This window comes from Qingshengfaniella alkalisoli, assembly GCF_007855645.1.
Lineage (GTDB): Bacteria > Pseudomonadota > Alphaproteobacteria > Rhodobacterales > Rhodobacteraceae > Qingshengfaniella > Qingshengfaniella alkalisoli.
In genome coordinates this window covers 501,752-516,857 of sequence record NZ_CP042265.1, presented here as the reverse complement: position 1 = coordinate 516,857, position 15,106 = coordinate 501,752, and the positions used below count along the sequence as shown (strand labels likewise).

The window sequence follows — 15,106 nt, the reverse complement described above, 5'->3', positions numbered from 1 at the left end:
GGTCGCCGTCTTCGGGAGGATGGGTTCCGATTCGCGGTGATTCCGGGTCCCAGATGCGGGAAAGGAGCGAACATCGCGAATCTGCCGCACACGGGGGGGCACCTGCCGAACCGGAAACAGCCACCTCGGACATGGATCAGAAACCCAGCTCCCGTAAGTTGGCACCTTTGCGATAAACCGCGACCCTGTAAATGGGTACCTATGAAATTCTTGGCAGAAGGCACCTTTTCTGGGACAATCAGGGCAACGAAAAATACGAGCAGGCAAGCTGATGAACAGGTTAAGCGGATCGGCCGCGAGGGACGCCGAAATTCCGTCCGAAATGCTGACCGGACCGTTACGGCGGTCGTCGGTGAAAAAGAATGTGGCGGCGATCCATGTCTCGGGCAAGCTGACATTGTTGCAGCGCAAGTTGTCGAATGTGCTGCTGCTGAACGCCTATGACGATCTGACGACCAAGACCAAGCATCGCATCGATGCGCGGACACTGTGTCTGATGATAGGATACAATTCCAATGACATGGATACGTTGAAGTCGTCGCTGCGCGGGCTGGCGGAGACGGTCGCAGAGTGGGACATGCTCGGCGAGGATGGCGAGCAGGAATGGGGCGTATCTGCCTTGTTGAGCTATGCGAAACTGAAGGGCGGGGTGTGTGAATATGCCTATTCGCCCGCGCTGGCGGAAAAACTGAACGATCCGAAAGTCTTCGCGCTGATAAACCTGAATATCCAGCGGCGGTTTACCAGCGGCCACGCGCTTGCACTTTACGAAAACTGCTATCGCTTTGTGCGCACGGGTAGTACGGGCTGGTGGCCTCTTGATCTTTTCCGGCGTTTAATGGGCGTTGATGGATCAAGTTACTACGAAGTTTACAAACATCTGAACGCCAAGATCATCAAGCCGGCCGTGGCGGAAGTGAACAGAACGTCAAATATCGAGGTGGAAGCCGAGGTTCGCAAACAGGGGCGTTCGGTCACGGATATCCGTTTCCTGATCAAGGAAAATCGACAGCTTCCGATGTTCCAGATCGACGACGAGGATTCCGTGCGCCTTGGGCCGGTATATAAACGGCTGCGTGGCCTCGGGGTCAGCGACCGGCTGGCACGGCAGTGGATCGGTGAGCATGGTGAAGACTATGTTCAGGACAAGTTGACTTATGTGTCGTCGCAAAAGGGGGTCAAAAGCCCGGTCCGTTACTTGTCGGCTGCGCTGCGCGAAGATTTCCGGAAAGACAAACCGGCGACGGTGGCACCAGATCAGGCGACGATTTCCCAATTGGCTGCCAAGAAGGTCGAGAACGAAGCGCGCGTCGACGCCCAGAACGCGAGGGACGCGGCGATCAGCGCGGAACGTCGCGTACGTGCCGCGAAGATGGACGTGGTTCAGAAGACCGCCGCCGCACGGACACCGACGCAGCGTGACGCGGACCGGCGTCTGTTTTTATCGCGACTGAACGGTGACCTGGAGCGCGAGGATTTTCAGCGTTTCGGCTGGGCTTCGGCGCTGAATGCACGGGCCATCTTCGAGTTCTGGGAGGATCTCGATCCCGGACTGTTCGACGGGGTTTCAACCTCTTAACATGACAACCTTGTTGCTTGAAACGTGAAGCACTCGCATAGTCGGTTGTGATCATGCGGAGGATTCAAGGCATGCGACAACTACTATTGGCGACTGCGGCGGCCGCGCTGATTGCCGGACAAGCGTTAGCTCAAGATGATCAGGCGGCGGCAGATGACACGGTTCTGAGCGATTCCGATCTGGATACGCTCGTTGCGCCTGTGGCGCTTTATCCCGATACATTGCTGGTGCAGATTCTGATTGCGGCGGCGAGCCCGCTGGATGTGGTGAAGGCGGAACGCCTGCTGCAAAGCGAAGAAGGCGCTGATATCGGCACGATCAAGTCCGATCTGGCGGATGAGGGGCTGGACGAAAGCGTGACCGTTCTGGCGACGGCGTTTCCCGATGTGCTGGGCGAGATGTCGGATCATATCGAATGGACCGAGTCGCTGGGCGACGCGATGATGGCCCAGGAAGACGATGTGATGGCCGCCGTGCAGCGGATGCGCGATCAGGCCATTGATACCGGCGCGTTGGTCAGCAACGACGAACAGGTCGTGGAAACGGATGACGACGACAACGTCGTGATCGCACCGTCCGATCCGCAGAAGGTCTATGTGCCGAGCTATGATCCGAATGTGGTTTACGATTCATCGCTCGATGACGCATTGATCGCGGGCGCGGTGGGCTTTGGCACCTTCGCGCTGATGGATGCGATTTTCGACGACGACGATGACTGGGACGATTACTGGGGCTGTCGCCATTGTGCGGGCTGGGATGATGGTCCGATCATCCGCGATCCGGAAATCAACATCGACGGTAACGTTATTCGCGGCAACGACATCGACATCAACCGCAAGGATGTGCGTGAGAAGATCAAGGACAACGATATCGGCTGGAAACCTGATCCGGCCAAGAAGGAAAGGGCGCATGAGAAGATTGCAGCGCGCCGCGATGAAAGTGGCAAGACCAGGCTGCCGATCAAGAAGGATGAGGCGCGCGGTGCCGAGCTACAGAAGAAGCTGCAACAGCAACCGGTGAACCGCCCCGACCGTCCGGCAGGTGCTGGCGCTCATGCGGCGGGCGTCGAGAAGATCAAGAAGAAGGCACCTGCTGCCGGGACTGCGGCGAAGAAGGCCAATATCAAGCGACCTGAGCCGGGCAACATCAAGAAGCCCAAGGCAGTCAACCGAAGCGCGATTCAACAGAAGGCGCCAGCGATCAAGAAGGCGTCGGCACACCCTCGGGCCCAATCCGCCATCCACAAGGCGGGTTCGGGATCGCATGCCAAGGCCGCGAAGGTCCGGGCCAGGCCGCATGGCGGCAAGATCAAGAGGAGATGAGTCGGATGCGTGTTGCAGTTTATCTTGCTGGCGTGATGCTGGCTTGCGGAGTGTCCCAGGTCTCCGCGCAGGAATACGATACCCCTGAAGCGGCACTTGAGGCATTGATCGATGCGCTGGATTCGGAGGAGCCGATCGATGCGGCGGCAGCGGTTGTCGGCGAGGGGTCGGCCGACTTGTTGAGCACGGGCGATCCGAAGCTCGACGACGAGAATCGCCTGCTGTTTGTTGAGATGTATGGCGAGGGCCATCGGTTCGAGATCGACCCCAGCGGCCCCGTCGTCCTGCACCTGGGCGATGAGGACTGGCCATTCCCCATCCCGTTGACCCGCACTGACAGCGGCAAATGGGGATTTGATGTCGAGGCGGGCAGGGATGAAATGGCCCTTCGCGAGATCGGCGGCAACGAGCTGGATGTGATTGATCTGATGCGGGCCTATGTGTTGTTGCAGGCCGAATACCGTCTAATCGATGCCGATGGTGACGGGGTGATGGAATTCGCGGGTCACATCCTGTCCAGCGAAGGCACACGCGACGGGCTGTTCTGGCCGGAACGGGACGACAGCCCTGTGGGCGATCTGGTCGCGCAGGCGGCGGCAACGGGCTACACCACCGAAGATGGGGTGCAGGAGCCGGAGCCGTATCTGGGATATTACTATCATATCCTGACGGAGCAGGGCGAAAATGCACCCGGCGGCGCGATGTCTTATGTGATCAACGGCAACCAGGTCGCGGGTCATGCACTTCTGGCGTATCCGGCGGAATACGGCGTGACGGGGATCACCAGCTTCATGGTATCGGAAAACGGCATCGTGCTGGAGGCTGATCTGGGCGAGGACACGCTGAGCATTGCCAATGCAATTGAAAGCTTCGACCCGGATGGGGCGTGGGTGCCCGTAGCGGACAGGTAATCCACAGGCCGACATAGAACAGTCGCTTTTCCGTCACGAAACTGTAGCGCGGCAATCCTAGAGAACGCCCTGTGTTATCAATTACGGGGACAAAGGGACATGCAACGCTTCTTTGCGATTTCGACGGTTGCCGCGCTGACTGCGTCGGCCAGCCATGCTCAGGATCTGCCGCAGGCGGGCAGCGACTGGTTCACGGACGCTGACGCTGTGCTTCAGCAGATGCTGGAGCGCCAGCCGATCACCGGTACGGCCAAGAACGTTATCCTTCTGGTTGCGGACGGCAACGGGGTTGGCACCAACTATGTTACACGTCTGTTCGCTGGTCAGCAGGAAGGCGGCATGGGTGATGACCACGTACTGCCCTATGAAACGTTCCCGAACCTCGCGCTGGTGAAGACTTACAACATCAATGCGCAGACGCCGGACTCGGCCCCGACTGCGGGTGCGATGAACACGGGCGTGAAGCAGCGCTTCAACTTGATCAACCTGAATGAAAACGCCATCACCGGCGACTGTTCTACGGTTGAGGGCAACGAACTGACGACCTTTGCCGAAATCGTGTCCGAAGCGGGCAAGTCGGTCGGTGTGGTTTCGACAGCGCGCCTGACCCATGCCACGCCCGCAGGTGTGTACGCGAAGACGGCGCACCGCAATTGGGAAGACTCCGTTCCAGAAGACTGCACCGCGCAGAAGGATATCGCGACACAACTTGTCGACCAGATGGAAGCCGGTGTCGTCGACTTCGCGATGGGCGGCGGGCGTCGTCACTTCGTGCCGGAAGGCACGGCGACAGATGAAGGCGGTGAGGGCGTTCGTGCTGACGGCACCGACCTGATTGCGCGTGCGTCCAACGATCTGGGTGTGCAATATGTCTGGAATCTCGAAGGGGCGAAAGGATTGAACCTGGACGGCTCGACGCCTGTGCTGGGATTGTTCGAAGACAGTCACATGCAATATGAGGCCGGCCGTGATCCGGAAGGCGAGCCGTCGCTGGCTGACATGACCAGGATGGCGATCGAATATCTTCAGAACAACGAAGATGGTTACTACCTTGAAATCGAGGCAGGTCGCGTCGACCATGCGAACCACGCCAACAACGCCGCCCGTGTTGTAACCGATGGCCTGGCCTTCGCCGAAGCTGTGGCCATGGCGGACGAGTTGACGAATGACGAGGACACGCTGATCATCGTTACTGCTGATCACGAACATTCTATCGCGCTGAACGGGTATTGCGGCCGTGGCACGCCGATCCTGGGCCTGTGCATGGACATCGACAATGAAGGCATCGAACATAACGGTGAACCGGTTCTGGCCGATGACGGCAAGCCTTATACCGTTGTCGGGTATCTGAACGGGTCGAGCTCGGTTCTGGTGGAGCAGGAAGACGGCAGCTACGCCGGTTCGCGTCCTGACCTGACGCAGGACGAGGCAACCGATGTCGACTACGTCCAGCAGGCGCTGATCCCCAAATCCTCGGAATCGCATTCGGGTGAAGACGTGGCGATCTATGCCAAAGGCCCATGGGCGCATCTGTTCGACGGAACCATCGAACAGAACTATATCTTCCACGTGATGAACCACGCGGTGCAGGCAGAATAATAACCCGTGCGATCAATTACGGGCGCTCCGATCCGGTCGGGGCGCCTTTGGCTTGAAAGATGACAACATGCTGAACAGACGCCGATTCATCGCAACCAGCGGTGCCGTGTTTCTGGCGCGACCGGGTTTTGCACAGGGCGAAAGCATCAAGCTGCGCGAATTGTATAACCGGGATCAGAGCTTTTCGGATCTTGCGAAGGAACTGGAAGGCACGCGCATTTCGGTGGACGGGTTCATGGCGCCGCCCCTGAAAGCGGAAAGCAGGTTCTTTGTGCTGACAAAAATGCCGATGTCTGTTTGTCCGTTTTGCGAAACGGAAGCTGAATGGCCCGATGATATCCTTGCGGTTTATACGAAGCGCATTGTCGACGTGATTCCATTCAACGTGAAAATCATGGCGCGCGGTGTGCTTGAGCTTGGTTCGAAAACGGATGAAGATACCGGCTTTCTGAGCATGGTGAGATTGACGGACGCAACTTATGCGTGACGCCGGATTGCCGCTCGACGTGTGTGATCTGGTCTTAACCGGCGATAGGGGCCGGGATATCGTGACCATTCCGCGTTTGACCGTTGCCGCAGGCGAGGCAGTTGGCTTGCGCGGCGCTTCGGGTGCCGGGAAGTCCAGCTTGCTGTTTGTCCTGGCAGGTCTGACGTCGCGGATGCAAGGCGGGGTGTTGTGGGGCGAAACGGATATCGTGTCTTTGCCTCCCGATGCACGGGCAGCATTTCGTGCGGATCATATGGGCATCGTTTTCCAGGACTTCCTGTTGTTCGAGGAAATGGATGCGCGCGGCAATGCGGCTGTGCAGGCGATGTTTCGAACTCGGGCACAGAGAGCTGCATTGCGCGAGGGTGCAGAACGAGAACTTGCGGCGCTCGGCCTGTCCGATACGGGACGTCGCGTGGACAGCTTTTCAGGCGGCGAGCGGCAGCGGGTGGCAGTTGCGCGAGCCCTGGCAGCGAAGCCACGGGTCATTCTGGCCGATGAACCGACCGCCAATCTGGACCGCGCGACCGGCGATCGGTTGATCGAGGATCTGTTGCGACTGCGCGATGGTTCCGGGCAAACGATCATTGTCGTCAGCCATGATGAGCGGTTGCTTCGCCGGATGGACCGGGTCCTGGTGATGGAGGGCGGTCGTATTGTCTGATCTTTGGCAGTCGCTTTCCCCGTTGACCCAGGATGCTCTGTTCCTGTGCGGTCTGCTGGCACCGCTTGTGGTGCTGGCCGGTGTGCTGCTGCGGGGCTTTGCGCCGCTTCCACTGATAATCGGCCTGTTCCGACGGTTCTTTTGGACCAATCTGGCCTTCGTTCTGCTGATCGCGCTTTCGGTTGGATTGGGGATCGGCCTGCTGTCGCAGGAGCGGGCTTTGCGGCAAGGGACCGCACAGGCGGCGGACAAGTTCGATCTGGTCATCGCCGCACCGGGTAGCGAGGTGACGGCGATGCTGTCGGCGGTCTATCTGCAACCCAACGCAGTGCCCCTTCTGGGCGGTGATGTCTGGGCGGAGATCGCCGGGCATGATGATGTCGAGATTGCCGCGCCGCTGGCTTTCGGCGACAGTTTCCACGGCCTGTCGATCGTTGGGACGACGGCCGCGTTCGTCGACTATCTGACAGGTGGTGGCGTGGAGGGCGCGATCTGGGAGAATCACGATCAAGCGGTGATCGGGGCGTCGGTCAATCTGGTCCTGGGCGATCACATCGTGCCCGCGCATGGTCATGGTGATGCCGCTGATGATCATGCGCATGGCGGGCATGAGTTCGAGGTCGTGGGCCGGATGGAGCCAACCGGAACCCCTTGGGATCGCGCGATACTGGTGCCGATCGAAGCGGTTTGGGAGGTTCACGGGCTGGCCAACGGGCACGCGCCGGAGCGAGGAGAACAGCTTGGCCCGCCTTTCGATCCGGATTACATGCCCGGCGTTCCGGCGGTGGTTGTCCACTCGACGTCCTTGCCGACGCTATACGCTTTGCGCAGTGCATTCGACAGTCGCAGCGATACGATGGCCTTCTTTCCCGGAACGGTGCTGGCGGAGCTGCATCGGCTGATGGGCGATGTCCGTCAGGCGATGTCGCTGATGGCATTGCTGACACAGGGCTTGGTGAGCGCATCGGTGCTGCTGGCGCTGTTCATCATGGCGCGGCTGTTTCAGAAGAACATGGCCGTGCTGCGTGCGATCGGTGCGCCGTCGCGGTTCATTTGCACGGTTTTCTGGTCCTATGCGATGGGGCTGATCGTTGTCGGCGCGGGTGTCGGGCTTGGACTGGGCTATGCCGCGGCGGCAGGGCTGAGCGAGGTGATCTCCGCGCGGACGGGTGTGCTGATGCCGGCCCGTCCGGGATGGCCGGAGTTTCATCTGACTGCGGGGTTCATTTCGCTATGTGCGGTTGCGGCGTTATTGCCTGCGCTGGCCGTGCTGCGCCAACCGGTGCTGCGCAGCTTGCGGGGTTGATCAATCCTTGGCCAGTTCGGCGCGCCAGTGATCGGCATAGCGGGCGAGCGACGGATCGGGTTGGGCGCTACGCATCTGTATAGGGGCGGATGTTCCCGGTGAAAGCGCAAGCATGGCCGCGCCCGTCGACGTGCCGGTGCTGGAGCCTTCAACCGCCATTGCGCCGCGACCCGTCGCGCTGGCCAGCATGGACAGGTAGTCCTCATTCGCGGCGAAGGGGCCTTCGACCAGCGTGGGGCCGTCCGCTCCGATCATGTCGAGGCATTGCGCGGTCATAAGCGCCAGATAATAGGATAGCGCGACCACGCGTTGCCCGGCGATGTCGGACGCGCCGACCCATCTCGCAGAATGGTCGGGGTAGGGGCCGCACCCCGTGACGACAGATGGCAAGAGGAACAGGCCTTTCGTCAGCACCTGCGCGCGATCTTCGGTCGTGGGATCGGCAAGTGCGTCGTCTTTGGTCAGTTCAAATTCCCGCCCGCCCATGAAGCGGGCAGAGGGCACCGGCTGGCCATGGGCGTCTACATTGATCAGGGTATCGCGGGCTGGATCCAGAGTGACCGGCTTGCTGCCGACTGCCATGCTGACGACCCAGGTGCCGGTGGAAACGACTGAGAACGCGCCGTCGCGGGCCGACAGATGCGGGTAGAGCGAGGCGTTGCTGTCATGGATGCCGCACAGAACGGGGGTGTCATCGGGCAGGCCCATATCGGCGGCCAGATCAGGTTTCAGCGGACCCAGTATGTCGGCGGCTTTGCGCAAAGGGGGAAACAGATCGGCCCAGCCTTCGCTTTTGGCCAGCGATGATGGCGCGCCCGCAATCGGGTTCCAGAGATCGGTATGACAGCCAAGCGATGTCGCCTCCGATGCCGCCACGCCTGTCAGGCGCATGGCCCAGAATTGCGGATAGGTCAGGATGTAGTGCGCCGCTGCCGCCTTCGGGAATTTGCGGAACTGCCAGTAGAGCTGTGTACCGATGTTCAGGCCGAGCGGCAGAAAGGGTGATCCGGTTTCCGTGAAGGCAGGGCGCAGCGTGGCATAGTCTGCGCGGATGTCATCTGGGATGGCAAATTCATAGTCCAGGATAGGCAGGACCAGATTGCCAGCCGCATCAACCAGTGCGGCGGTGGCGCCGTGGGTGGTGATGGAGATTGCCTGAATATCGTGCGATCGTGCGAGATCGCGCAACGCCGAGCGGATGAAGGACCAATGTCCGTCGATGTCGTAATGCGGATAGGGCGGGCCCGACAGGACGGCGTTGGGCCGCTTGCGGACCTCGGTTTCGCGCAGCGTGCCGGGATCGACCAGCGCGACCTTCAGATTGGTTTTCCCGATGTCGATGACTGCGATGCTGGGCATGGTCACGGCATATGAAAGACGGTTAGCAAGGGCGTTGCCACCGGCTCGTTGCTGGGATGGGTTTCCATGATGTCGGCCATATGTGCCCACCATTTCCGCATCACGGGATGCGCGGGCAGGTCTTCCATCTTGTGATCGTCGTTGCGCCACAGCACCGCGAAAAGCGTCGAAGTCTCGCGGTCCAGATGGATCGAGTAATCGCTGACGCCCGCGTCCTTCAACAGAGCAGACAGTTCCGGCCAGATTTTGTCATGACGGCGCTGATACTCGGCTTCCTGGCCGGGGTTCAGCTTCATCTTGAAGGCGTATTTTTCCATCATACCCTCCCGTAGCGGATCAGTGTGATCAGACGGGGCAGGGCGATAACCCCGATCAGCAGCGCACCGATAAAGATCGACATGACGATGCCCGGCACGTTCAGAAGACCCAGGCCGAAGGTGACCATGCCCATCACGAGCGCGGCGATGACGACACCGACGATGCTGCCCGAACCGCCCTGAATGGACACTCCGCCCAGCACGACCATGGTGACGATTTCCAGTTCCCACGCATAGGCGATGGATGGTCGGGTGGAGCCGAGCCGCGAGGTTAGACAGATCGCCGCGATGCCGGACATCAGGCCGGTCAGGACGAAGAGCGTCATCTTGATCTTGTCGACTTCGACGCCGGAAAAGACGGCAGCGGTCGGGTTGTTGCCGATGGCATAGACGCGGCGACCGAAATTGGTGGCGTGCAGCACGACGCCATAGATCAGCGCGAGCAGGACGAAGACAAGCAACTCGAACGTGAACACCCAGAACACATAGCCTTGCCCGAAGAAGGAAAAACTGGACGGGTAACCGTTGAAGGCCTCGTCGCCGAGGATGATGTAGGCGATGCCACGAAACAAGCTCATCGTACCGATGGTCACGACGATGGACGGGAGGCCCATTTTCGTGACCAACAGGCCGTTGAAGAGCCCACACGCCAGGCCGACAGTCAGCCCGATTGTCACAAGGCCCACCGTACCCACGTCGAATTGCAACGCATAGCCCATCGCGGTGGATGCCAAGGCGATGATGCCCGCGACACTGAGGTCGATCTCGCCCGCGATGATCAGAAGCGCCATGGCAAAGCCGATCATGGCTTTCTCGGTGAAGTTGAAGCTGGCGTCACTCAGGTTCCACGGGTCGAGGAAATAGGGCGAGGCGAAGGTGTTCGCCAGAAAGATCGCGACAGCGACGGCCAGCAGCAGGGATTCCCAACTGCGCAGCAATCGGTTGGCACGGCTGTTCAGCCGGTCGGGGATGTGGCGCGGGGTGGCGTCCGTCATGCTCATGAGGTGTGCTCCGCGGATTTCAGGATGACACGGCCCTTGGTCCGCTCGGACCGGGCGTTGAAGGCAACGGCGATGATGATCGCAGCGCCGGAAATGGCGAGTTGCCAGAAAGGCGAGATATCGACCACCGGCAGGGCATTCTTGATGACGCCCAGAAACAGTGCGCCAAGGACGGCGCCCCCGACGCTGCCGATGCCGCCCGCGATGGAGATGCCCCCGATGACACAGGCCGCGACGACGTCCAGTTCGAACCCGCCCGCAACATCGGTGTAGGCCACGGCGTAGCGCGACACCCAAAGATAGCCGCACAGGCCGGCCAGACCGCCGGAGATGGTGAAGGCCCAGAACCGCGTTCGCCCAACCGAAATGCCAGTGTAGACAGCCGCATGCGGGTTGCCGCCGGCGGCGAAGAAGGCGCGGCCAAGGCTGGTGCGGGTGGTCAGCAGGAGGAATAGCCCGATCACGGCGATGCCGATCCAGCCCAGCACCGGAAGGCCAAGGATTTCCATGCGGGGCAGGGATTTGAAGCCACCGCTCATTTCATGCGCGTTGATCCATTCACCGCCCGAGATCAGGAAGATCAGCCCGCGATAGATGGTCAACGTGCCCAGCGTCACGACGATGGGCGGGATGTCGAGCTTCCAGACAAGGATGCCGTTGAACGCGCCCATGATCAGACCCATGCCAATCGCCAGCGCGATCAGCACGACAACGGGCAGGTCCGGCATGGTGCTGTTGAGGATCGCGACAACCATGCCGGTCAGCGCGAGGTTCGATGCGACCGACAGGTCGATGCAGCGGGTCAGGATCACGACCATCTGGCCGAGCGCCAGCATGATCAGGATCGAGGTGTCGTTGAAGACCGATGCGAGGTTCGACGGCGCTGCGAAGCCTGAAAAACGTGTTTCGACCAGCACGATCAGCGCGAGGATCGCGGCCAGCAGGATGATTTCACGGGATTTGAATAGCTTGGTGATCATGCGGCCTCCAGACCGGCGGCGGCGCGGACAAGGGCTTCGGGGGACAGCTTGGCGCGGTCAAGTTCAGCGGCCATGCGGCCTTCGCGCATGACGATCACGCGATCGGACATGCCCATGATTTCGGGGATTTCGGAACTGACCATGATGACCGACAGGCCCGCTGCAGCCAGTTCGGCCATGAATTCGTGGACGGCGGCCTTGGATCCGACGTCGATACCCTTGGTCGGCTCGTCTAGGATGATGACCTTGGGCTGCGTGGCAAGCCACTTGGCGATCACGACTTTCTGCTGGTTGCCGCCCGACAGGTTGCCAACGTTCTGGTCCAGCGCGGCGGCACGCAGATCCAGCCGTTCGGTGTATTCGCGGGTGCGCTTGAATTCTTCGGCCAGTTTCAGAAAGCCGTTCTTCGATATGTTCCCGAGGGACGGCAGTGTTACGTTCTGAAAGATTGGCATATCGAGGATCGCGCCCTGCTTGCCGCGATCTTCGGGGACATAGACAATGCCCTGGCGGATGGCCTCGGCGGGCGACCGGACCACGGCGACCTGACCGTCGATTTTCAGTGCGCCTTTGGACGGCTTCGTCACGCCGAACAGCGATTGCATGAACTCGGATCGTCCCGCGCCGACCAAACCGTAGAAACCGAGGATTTCGCCGCGGCGCAGGGTGAAGTTGATGTCATCGAATTCCGTCGGGTGGCTGTATCCTGCGACGGTCAGCACCTCGTCCCCCGGATTGCCGCTGCGGGCGGGGAAGATCTGATCGACGGAACGGCCAACCATCAGTTCGACCAGCTTGTTTTCGGTGGTGTCGCGCATCATGCCGCTGCCGACCATCTGGCCGTCCCGGAAAACGGTGTAGCGGTCGGCGATGCGGAAGATTTCGTCGAATTTATGGCTGATGAACAGGATGGCCTTGCCGTCGGCTTTCAGGCGCTCGACCAGGTCGTAAAGTTCCTCGATTTCTTTCTGGCTGAGCGCGGCGGTGGGTTCGTCCATGACGACGACGCGGGCCTCGACCGACAGTGCACGGGAAATCGCGACGAGGTGCTTGTTGGCGATGCCCAGTTCGCGCAGCTTGATGGTTGGGTCGATATCGGCACCCACGCGGGTCAGGATGTCCTTCGCGCGGCGGTTCATCGTTTTCCAGTCGATCAGGCCGAACCGGGCACGGGGCGCATGGCCGAGGAAGATGTTCTCGGCAACGGACAGATCATCGAACAGGACGGTTTCCTGGTGGATCGCGGTCACGCCGGCCTGTGCTGCGGCGGTCGCGCCGGGAAAGTTCGTGGGCGTGCCATCCACGCGGATCTCGCCGGCTGTCGGCTGGTGGATGCCGGTCAGCACCTTCACGAGCGTCGATTTCCCCGCACCGTTTTCGCCGATCAGTGCAGTCACCTGACCGGGGTAGAGCGCGAGATCGACGCCGGACAGCGCCTTCACACCCGGAAATTCCTTGGTAATGCCGTTCAGTTCGAGAACAGGGCGCAGGTCATCCGGCGCAGCCCTGTCCGGCTGTTCTTCTATTGCCATGTTCTGTCTGCCTGTAGGTGGGGCGGGACCGGAGTGGCCGGTCCCGCGTGACGATCAGAATACGTCTTTGAATTCGTCGATATTGCTGGCGTCGTATTTGAAGGGCTCGGACATCGCCGCTTCGTTGTTGTCGTCCAGCGTCGCGGTGCCCATGCGGCCCATGTTGAGTTCCGCGCCCGGAGCGGCCTCGGCCCCTTGTACCAGGTCATAGGCCAGCATGGTCGTGGCATAGCCCAGATCGACGGGGTTCCAGATTGCGAAGGATTTGGATGCGCCCGATTCAATTGCGCCTGCCATCTCGGACGGAAGGCCAAGTCCGGTCACGTTGACTTCGCCGACCTTACCCGCGTCGGCAACGGCCTGCGCGGCAGCGACGATACCCACGGATGTAGGTGCGATGATCGCATCGAGATCGGGATAGGTTTGCATCAAACCCTGGGTTTCACGGTATGATTTATCTGCCAGATCATCGCCGTAGACCGTGCCGACGACTTCGATGTCGGGGTACTGGTCCATGACCTTGTTCATTTCCTCGATCCAGATGTTCTGGTTCGTGGAGGTCGAGGTTGCGGACAGAACGGCGACCTGGCCGCCTTCGGGCAGCTCATCGGCGGCAAGCTTGATGATGGTCTGGCCAATCAGTTCGTTCGAGGAGGGCGACAGGTGCATCTGGCGACCTTCCGGGGCGACGCCCGAGTCCCAGCTGATCACGGTGATGCCGCGTTGCATGGCCTTTTTCAGCGCAGGCACGACTGCGTCGGGATCGTTGGCTGAAATCGCGATGGCGTCCACGCGCTGCGCGATGAGCGAATTGATGACTTCGATTTGGCCTTCGGCGGTGGTCGATGTCGGGCCGGTGTAGATGATTTCGACGTTGCCGAGTTCTTCGGCAGCTTCTTCCGCGCCGCGATTGGCGGCCTCGAAGAACCCGTTGCCCAGCGATTTGACAACCAGCGCGATACGGACATCGTCCTGTGCCATGGCGGCGGTGGAGCCAAGCAGCGCCGCGCCCAGCGTCAGGCCGCCAACAAGTGTTTTCAGGGTTTTCATGTCTTCCTCCCAGTTACATCCCGGCCTAGCTGGCGCGGGCATCCTCTTTATCCGTGGCAGCGGTTGGCACCACGGTCAGCACAACCCCTGCGGCCTCCAGAATGGCAGCATGGGCATCTTCGATCCCGTCATCGGTGATGACGGAGGTGATCCGGTCTAGTGCGCACAGGATCAGGCTGGACCTGCGCTTGAACTTTGAACTGTCGGCCAGAACGACGATTTCATCTGCTTGGCCGATGAGCTTTTCTTCCGCCTGAATGATCAGCGGGTCTTGTTCCATGACGCCAAGACGCCCAATGCTCTGACAGCCCATGAAGACGCGCCGCGCATAGAAATTGCGGGTCACGTCATTGTCGAACGGGCTGAGCACGATGTTCTGTTCGCGGTAGATCGTGCCGCCAGACAGCATCACGGTGTTCTTCGTGTGCTTGAGCAGATGCTCGGCGATCGGAAACGAGTTGGTGAACACCTGGCAGCGCTTGTTGGCGAGCGGATGGACCATCTGGAAGGTGGTCGTGCCGCCGTTGATGATGATCGGGTCGCCTTCGTCGCACATCTCGACCGCGGCCCGCGCGATTGCGCGTTTTTGCGCAATGTTGACCGATTGGTTCAGGGCGAAGGGGCGACCTGCCAATCCAACGAACTGTGGCGGCGTCAACGATTCAGCGCCTCCGCGCACACGGCGCAGTTTTTTCTGCATATGAAGGGTTGCGATGTCGCGGCGGATCGTCGCCTCGGACGCTTCGGTCATCTCGACCATTTCCGCAACGGTCACGACCGGTTTGGCCTGAACGGCGGATAAAATGACCCTGTGGCGTTCCGATTCGTGCATGATCCTCTCCCTTATGCTCAGTTTTGTCCGTAAAACGATCCCTGTCAATCATAAATGGTCGTCAGAAAATGTTTCATGAGCGAAGATGATCGTTTGTGATTGACAAGCTGCCGTCTTTCGTCAAGCATCGCGCCGGAACGTCAGTGGCGCCAGACGCGCCGAGGGAG

The 15,106-nt window shown here is 60.4% G+C and carries 14 protein-coding genes; 7 read left to right on the top strand and 7 right to left on the bottom strand.

Annotated elements, in window-relative coordinates; genetic code table 11:
- Positions 1–271 precede the first annotated feature (271 nt).
- The 7 genes from FPZ52_RS18820 (at position 272) to FPZ52_RS18790 (ending at position 7,868) form a co-directional block, all read left to right on the top strand.
- Positions 272–1,579 carry a replication initiation protein gene (locus FPZ52_RS18820; RefSeq protein ID WP_146367117.1) on the top strand — a complete coding sequence of 436 codons (1,308 nt, stop codon included), beginning with the start codon at positions 272–274 and terminating at the stop codon, positions 1,577–1,579.
- 71 nt (positions 1,580–1,650) lie between these two features.
- Positions 1,651–2,901, top strand: a complete 1,251-nt coding sequence (locus FPZ52_RS18815) for a DUF3300 domain-containing protein (RefSeq protein ID WP_168201426.1) — start codon at positions 1,651–1,653, stop codon at positions 2,899–2,901.
- 5 nt (positions 2,902–2,906) lie between these two features.
- Positions 2,907–3,812, top strand: coding sequence for a DUF2950 domain-containing protein (locus FPZ52_RS18810; RefSeq protein ID WP_168201425.1), 906 nt, complete (start codon positions 2,907–2,909; stop codon positions 3,810–3,812).
- Between the two features lie 99 nt (positions 3,813–3,911).
- Positions 3,912–5,411, top strand: a complete 1,500-nt coding sequence (locus FPZ52_RS18805) for an alkaline phosphatase (RefSeq protein WP_146367114.1) — start codon at positions 3,912–3,914, stop codon at positions 5,409–5,411.
- A gap of 67 nt (positions 5,412–5,478) precedes the next feature.
- Positions 5,479–5,898 (top strand): hypothetical protein, encoded by a 420-nt coding sequence (locus tag FPZ52_RS18800; RefSeq protein WP_146367113.1) that lies wholly within the window; start codon positions 5,479–5,481, stop codon positions 5,896–5,898.
- Positions 5,891–6,562 (top strand): ABC transporter ATP-binding protein, encoded by a 672-nt coding sequence (locus FPZ52_RS18795; protein ID WP_146367112.1) that lies wholly within the window; start codon positions 5,891–5,893, stop codon positions 6,560–6,562. Before FPZ52_RS18800 ends, FPZ52_RS18795 begins: the two co-directional genes overlap by 8 nt.
- A complete protein-coding gene (locus FPZ52_RS18790) occupies positions 6,555–7,868 on the top strand; it encodes an FtsX-like permease family protein (protein WP_146367111.1) in 1,314 nt (437 codons plus the stop codon). The genes FPZ52_RS18795 and FPZ52_RS18790 overlap by 8 nt, the downstream gene beginning before the upstream one ends.
- Here the strand turns inward: FPZ52_RS18790 and FPZ52_RS18785 are convergent, their stop codons facing one another.
- The 7 genes from FPZ52_RS18785 to FPZ52_RS18755 are packed head-to-tail and all read right to left on the bottom strand — an operon-like array spanning position 7,869 to position 14,939.
- Positions 7,869–9,227, bottom strand: a complete 1,359-nt coding sequence (locus tag FPZ52_RS18785) for an FGGY-family carbohydrate kinase (protein WP_146367110.1) — start codon at positions 9,225–9,227, stop codon at positions 7,869–7,871. It lies immediately after the preceding gene.
- A 2-nt stretch (positions 9,228–9,229) separates the two neighbouring features.
- A complete protein-coding gene (gene rhaM / locus FPZ52_RS18780; protein WP_146367165.1) occupies positions 9,230–9,544 on the bottom strand; it encodes an L-rhamnose mutarotase in 315 nt (104 codons plus the stop codon).
- Entirely contained in the window at positions 9,544–10,539 is a 996-nt protein-coding gene (locus FPZ52_RS18775) for an ABC transporter permease (protein ID WP_146367164.1), read from the bottom strand. The genes rhaM and FPZ52_RS18775 overlap by 1 nt, the downstream gene beginning before the upstream one ends.
- 2 nt (positions 10,540–10,541) lie before the next feature.
- Positions 10,542–11,525: an ABC transporter permease gene (locus FPZ52_RS18770; protein ID WP_205758648.1), complete on the bottom strand. Its 984-nt coding sequence runs from the start codon at positions 11,523–11,525 to the stop codon at positions 10,542–10,544.
- The gene (locus FPZ52_RS18765; protein ID WP_240804527.1) at positions 11,522–13,057 is read right to left on the bottom strand and encodes a sugar ABC transporter ATP-binding protein; all 1,536 of its coding nucleotides are present in this window, start codon (positions 13,055–13,057) and stop codon (positions 11,522–11,524) included. Before FPZ52_RS18765 ends, FPZ52_RS18770 begins: the two co-directional genes overlap by 4 nt.
- Before the next feature lie 54 nt (positions 13,058–13,111).
- Positions 13,112–14,107: a rhamnose ABC transporter substrate-binding protein gene (gene rhaS, locus FPZ52_RS18760; RefSeq protein WP_146367109.1), complete on the bottom strand. Its 996-nt coding sequence runs from the start codon at positions 14,105–14,107 to the stop codon at positions 13,112–13,114.
- A gap of 25 nt (positions 14,108–14,132) precedes the next feature.
- Positions 14,133–14,939, bottom strand: coding sequence for a DeoR/GlpR family DNA-binding transcription regulator (locus tag FPZ52_RS18755; protein WP_146367108.1), 807 nt, complete (start codon positions 14,937–14,939; stop codon positions 14,133–14,135).
- Positions 14,940–15,106: the final 167 nt, after the last annotated feature.

Excerpts from the sequence above, each read along its gene's own strand:
- FPZ52_RS18820 (WP_146367117.1), top strand. The coding sequence starts at position 272 with ATGAACAGGTTAAGCGGATCGGCCGCGAGGGACGCCGAAATTCCGTCC.
- FPZ52_RS18815 (WP_168201426.1), top strand. The coding sequence starts at position 1,651 with ATGCGACAACTACTATTGGCGACTGCGGCGGCCGCGCTGATTGCCGGA.
- FPZ52_RS18810 (WP_168201425.1), top strand. The coding sequence starts at position 2,907 with ATGCGTGTTGCAGTTTATCTTGCTGGCGTGATGCTGGCTTGCGGAGTG.
- FPZ52_RS18805 (WP_146367114.1), top strand. The coding sequence starts at position 3,912 with ATGCAACGCTTCTTTGCGATTTCGACGGTTGCCGCGCTGACTGCGTCG.
- FPZ52_RS18800 (WP_146367113.1), top strand. The coding sequence starts at position 5,479 with ATGCTGAACAGACGCCGATTCATCGCAACCAGCGGTGCCGTGTTTCTG.
- FPZ52_RS18795 (WP_146367112.1), top strand. The coding sequence starts at position 5,891 with ATGCGTGACGCCGGATTGCCGCTCGACGTGTGTGATCTGGTCTTAACC.
- FPZ52_RS18785 (WP_146367110.1), bottom strand. The coding sequence starts at position 9,227 with ATGCCCAGCATCGCAGTCATCGACATCGGGAAAACCAATCTGAAGGTC.
- rhaM (WP_146367165.1), bottom strand. The coding sequence starts at position 9,544 with ATGGAAAAATACGCCTTCAAGATGAAGCTGAACCCCGGCCAGGAAGCC.
- FPZ52_RS18775 (WP_146367164.1), bottom strand. The coding sequence starts at position 10,539 with ATGACGGACGCCACCCCGCGCCACATCCCCGACCGGCTGAACAGCCGT.
- FPZ52_RS18770 (WP_205758648.1), bottom strand. The coding sequence starts at position 11,525 with ATGATCACCAAGCTATTCAAATCCCGTGAAATCATCCTGCTGGCCGCG.
- FPZ52_RS18765 (WP_240804527.1), bottom strand. The coding sequence starts at position 13,057 with ATGGCAATAGAAGAACAGCCGGACAGGGCTGCGCCGGATGACCTGCGC.
- rhaS (WP_146367109.1), bottom strand. The coding sequence starts at position 14,107 with ATGAAAACCCTGAAAACACTTGTTGGCGGCCTGACGCTGGGCGCGGCG.
- FPZ52_RS18755 (WP_146367108.1), bottom strand. The coding sequence starts at position 14,939 with ATGCACGAATCGGAACGCCACAGGGTCATTTTATCCGCCGTTCAGGCC.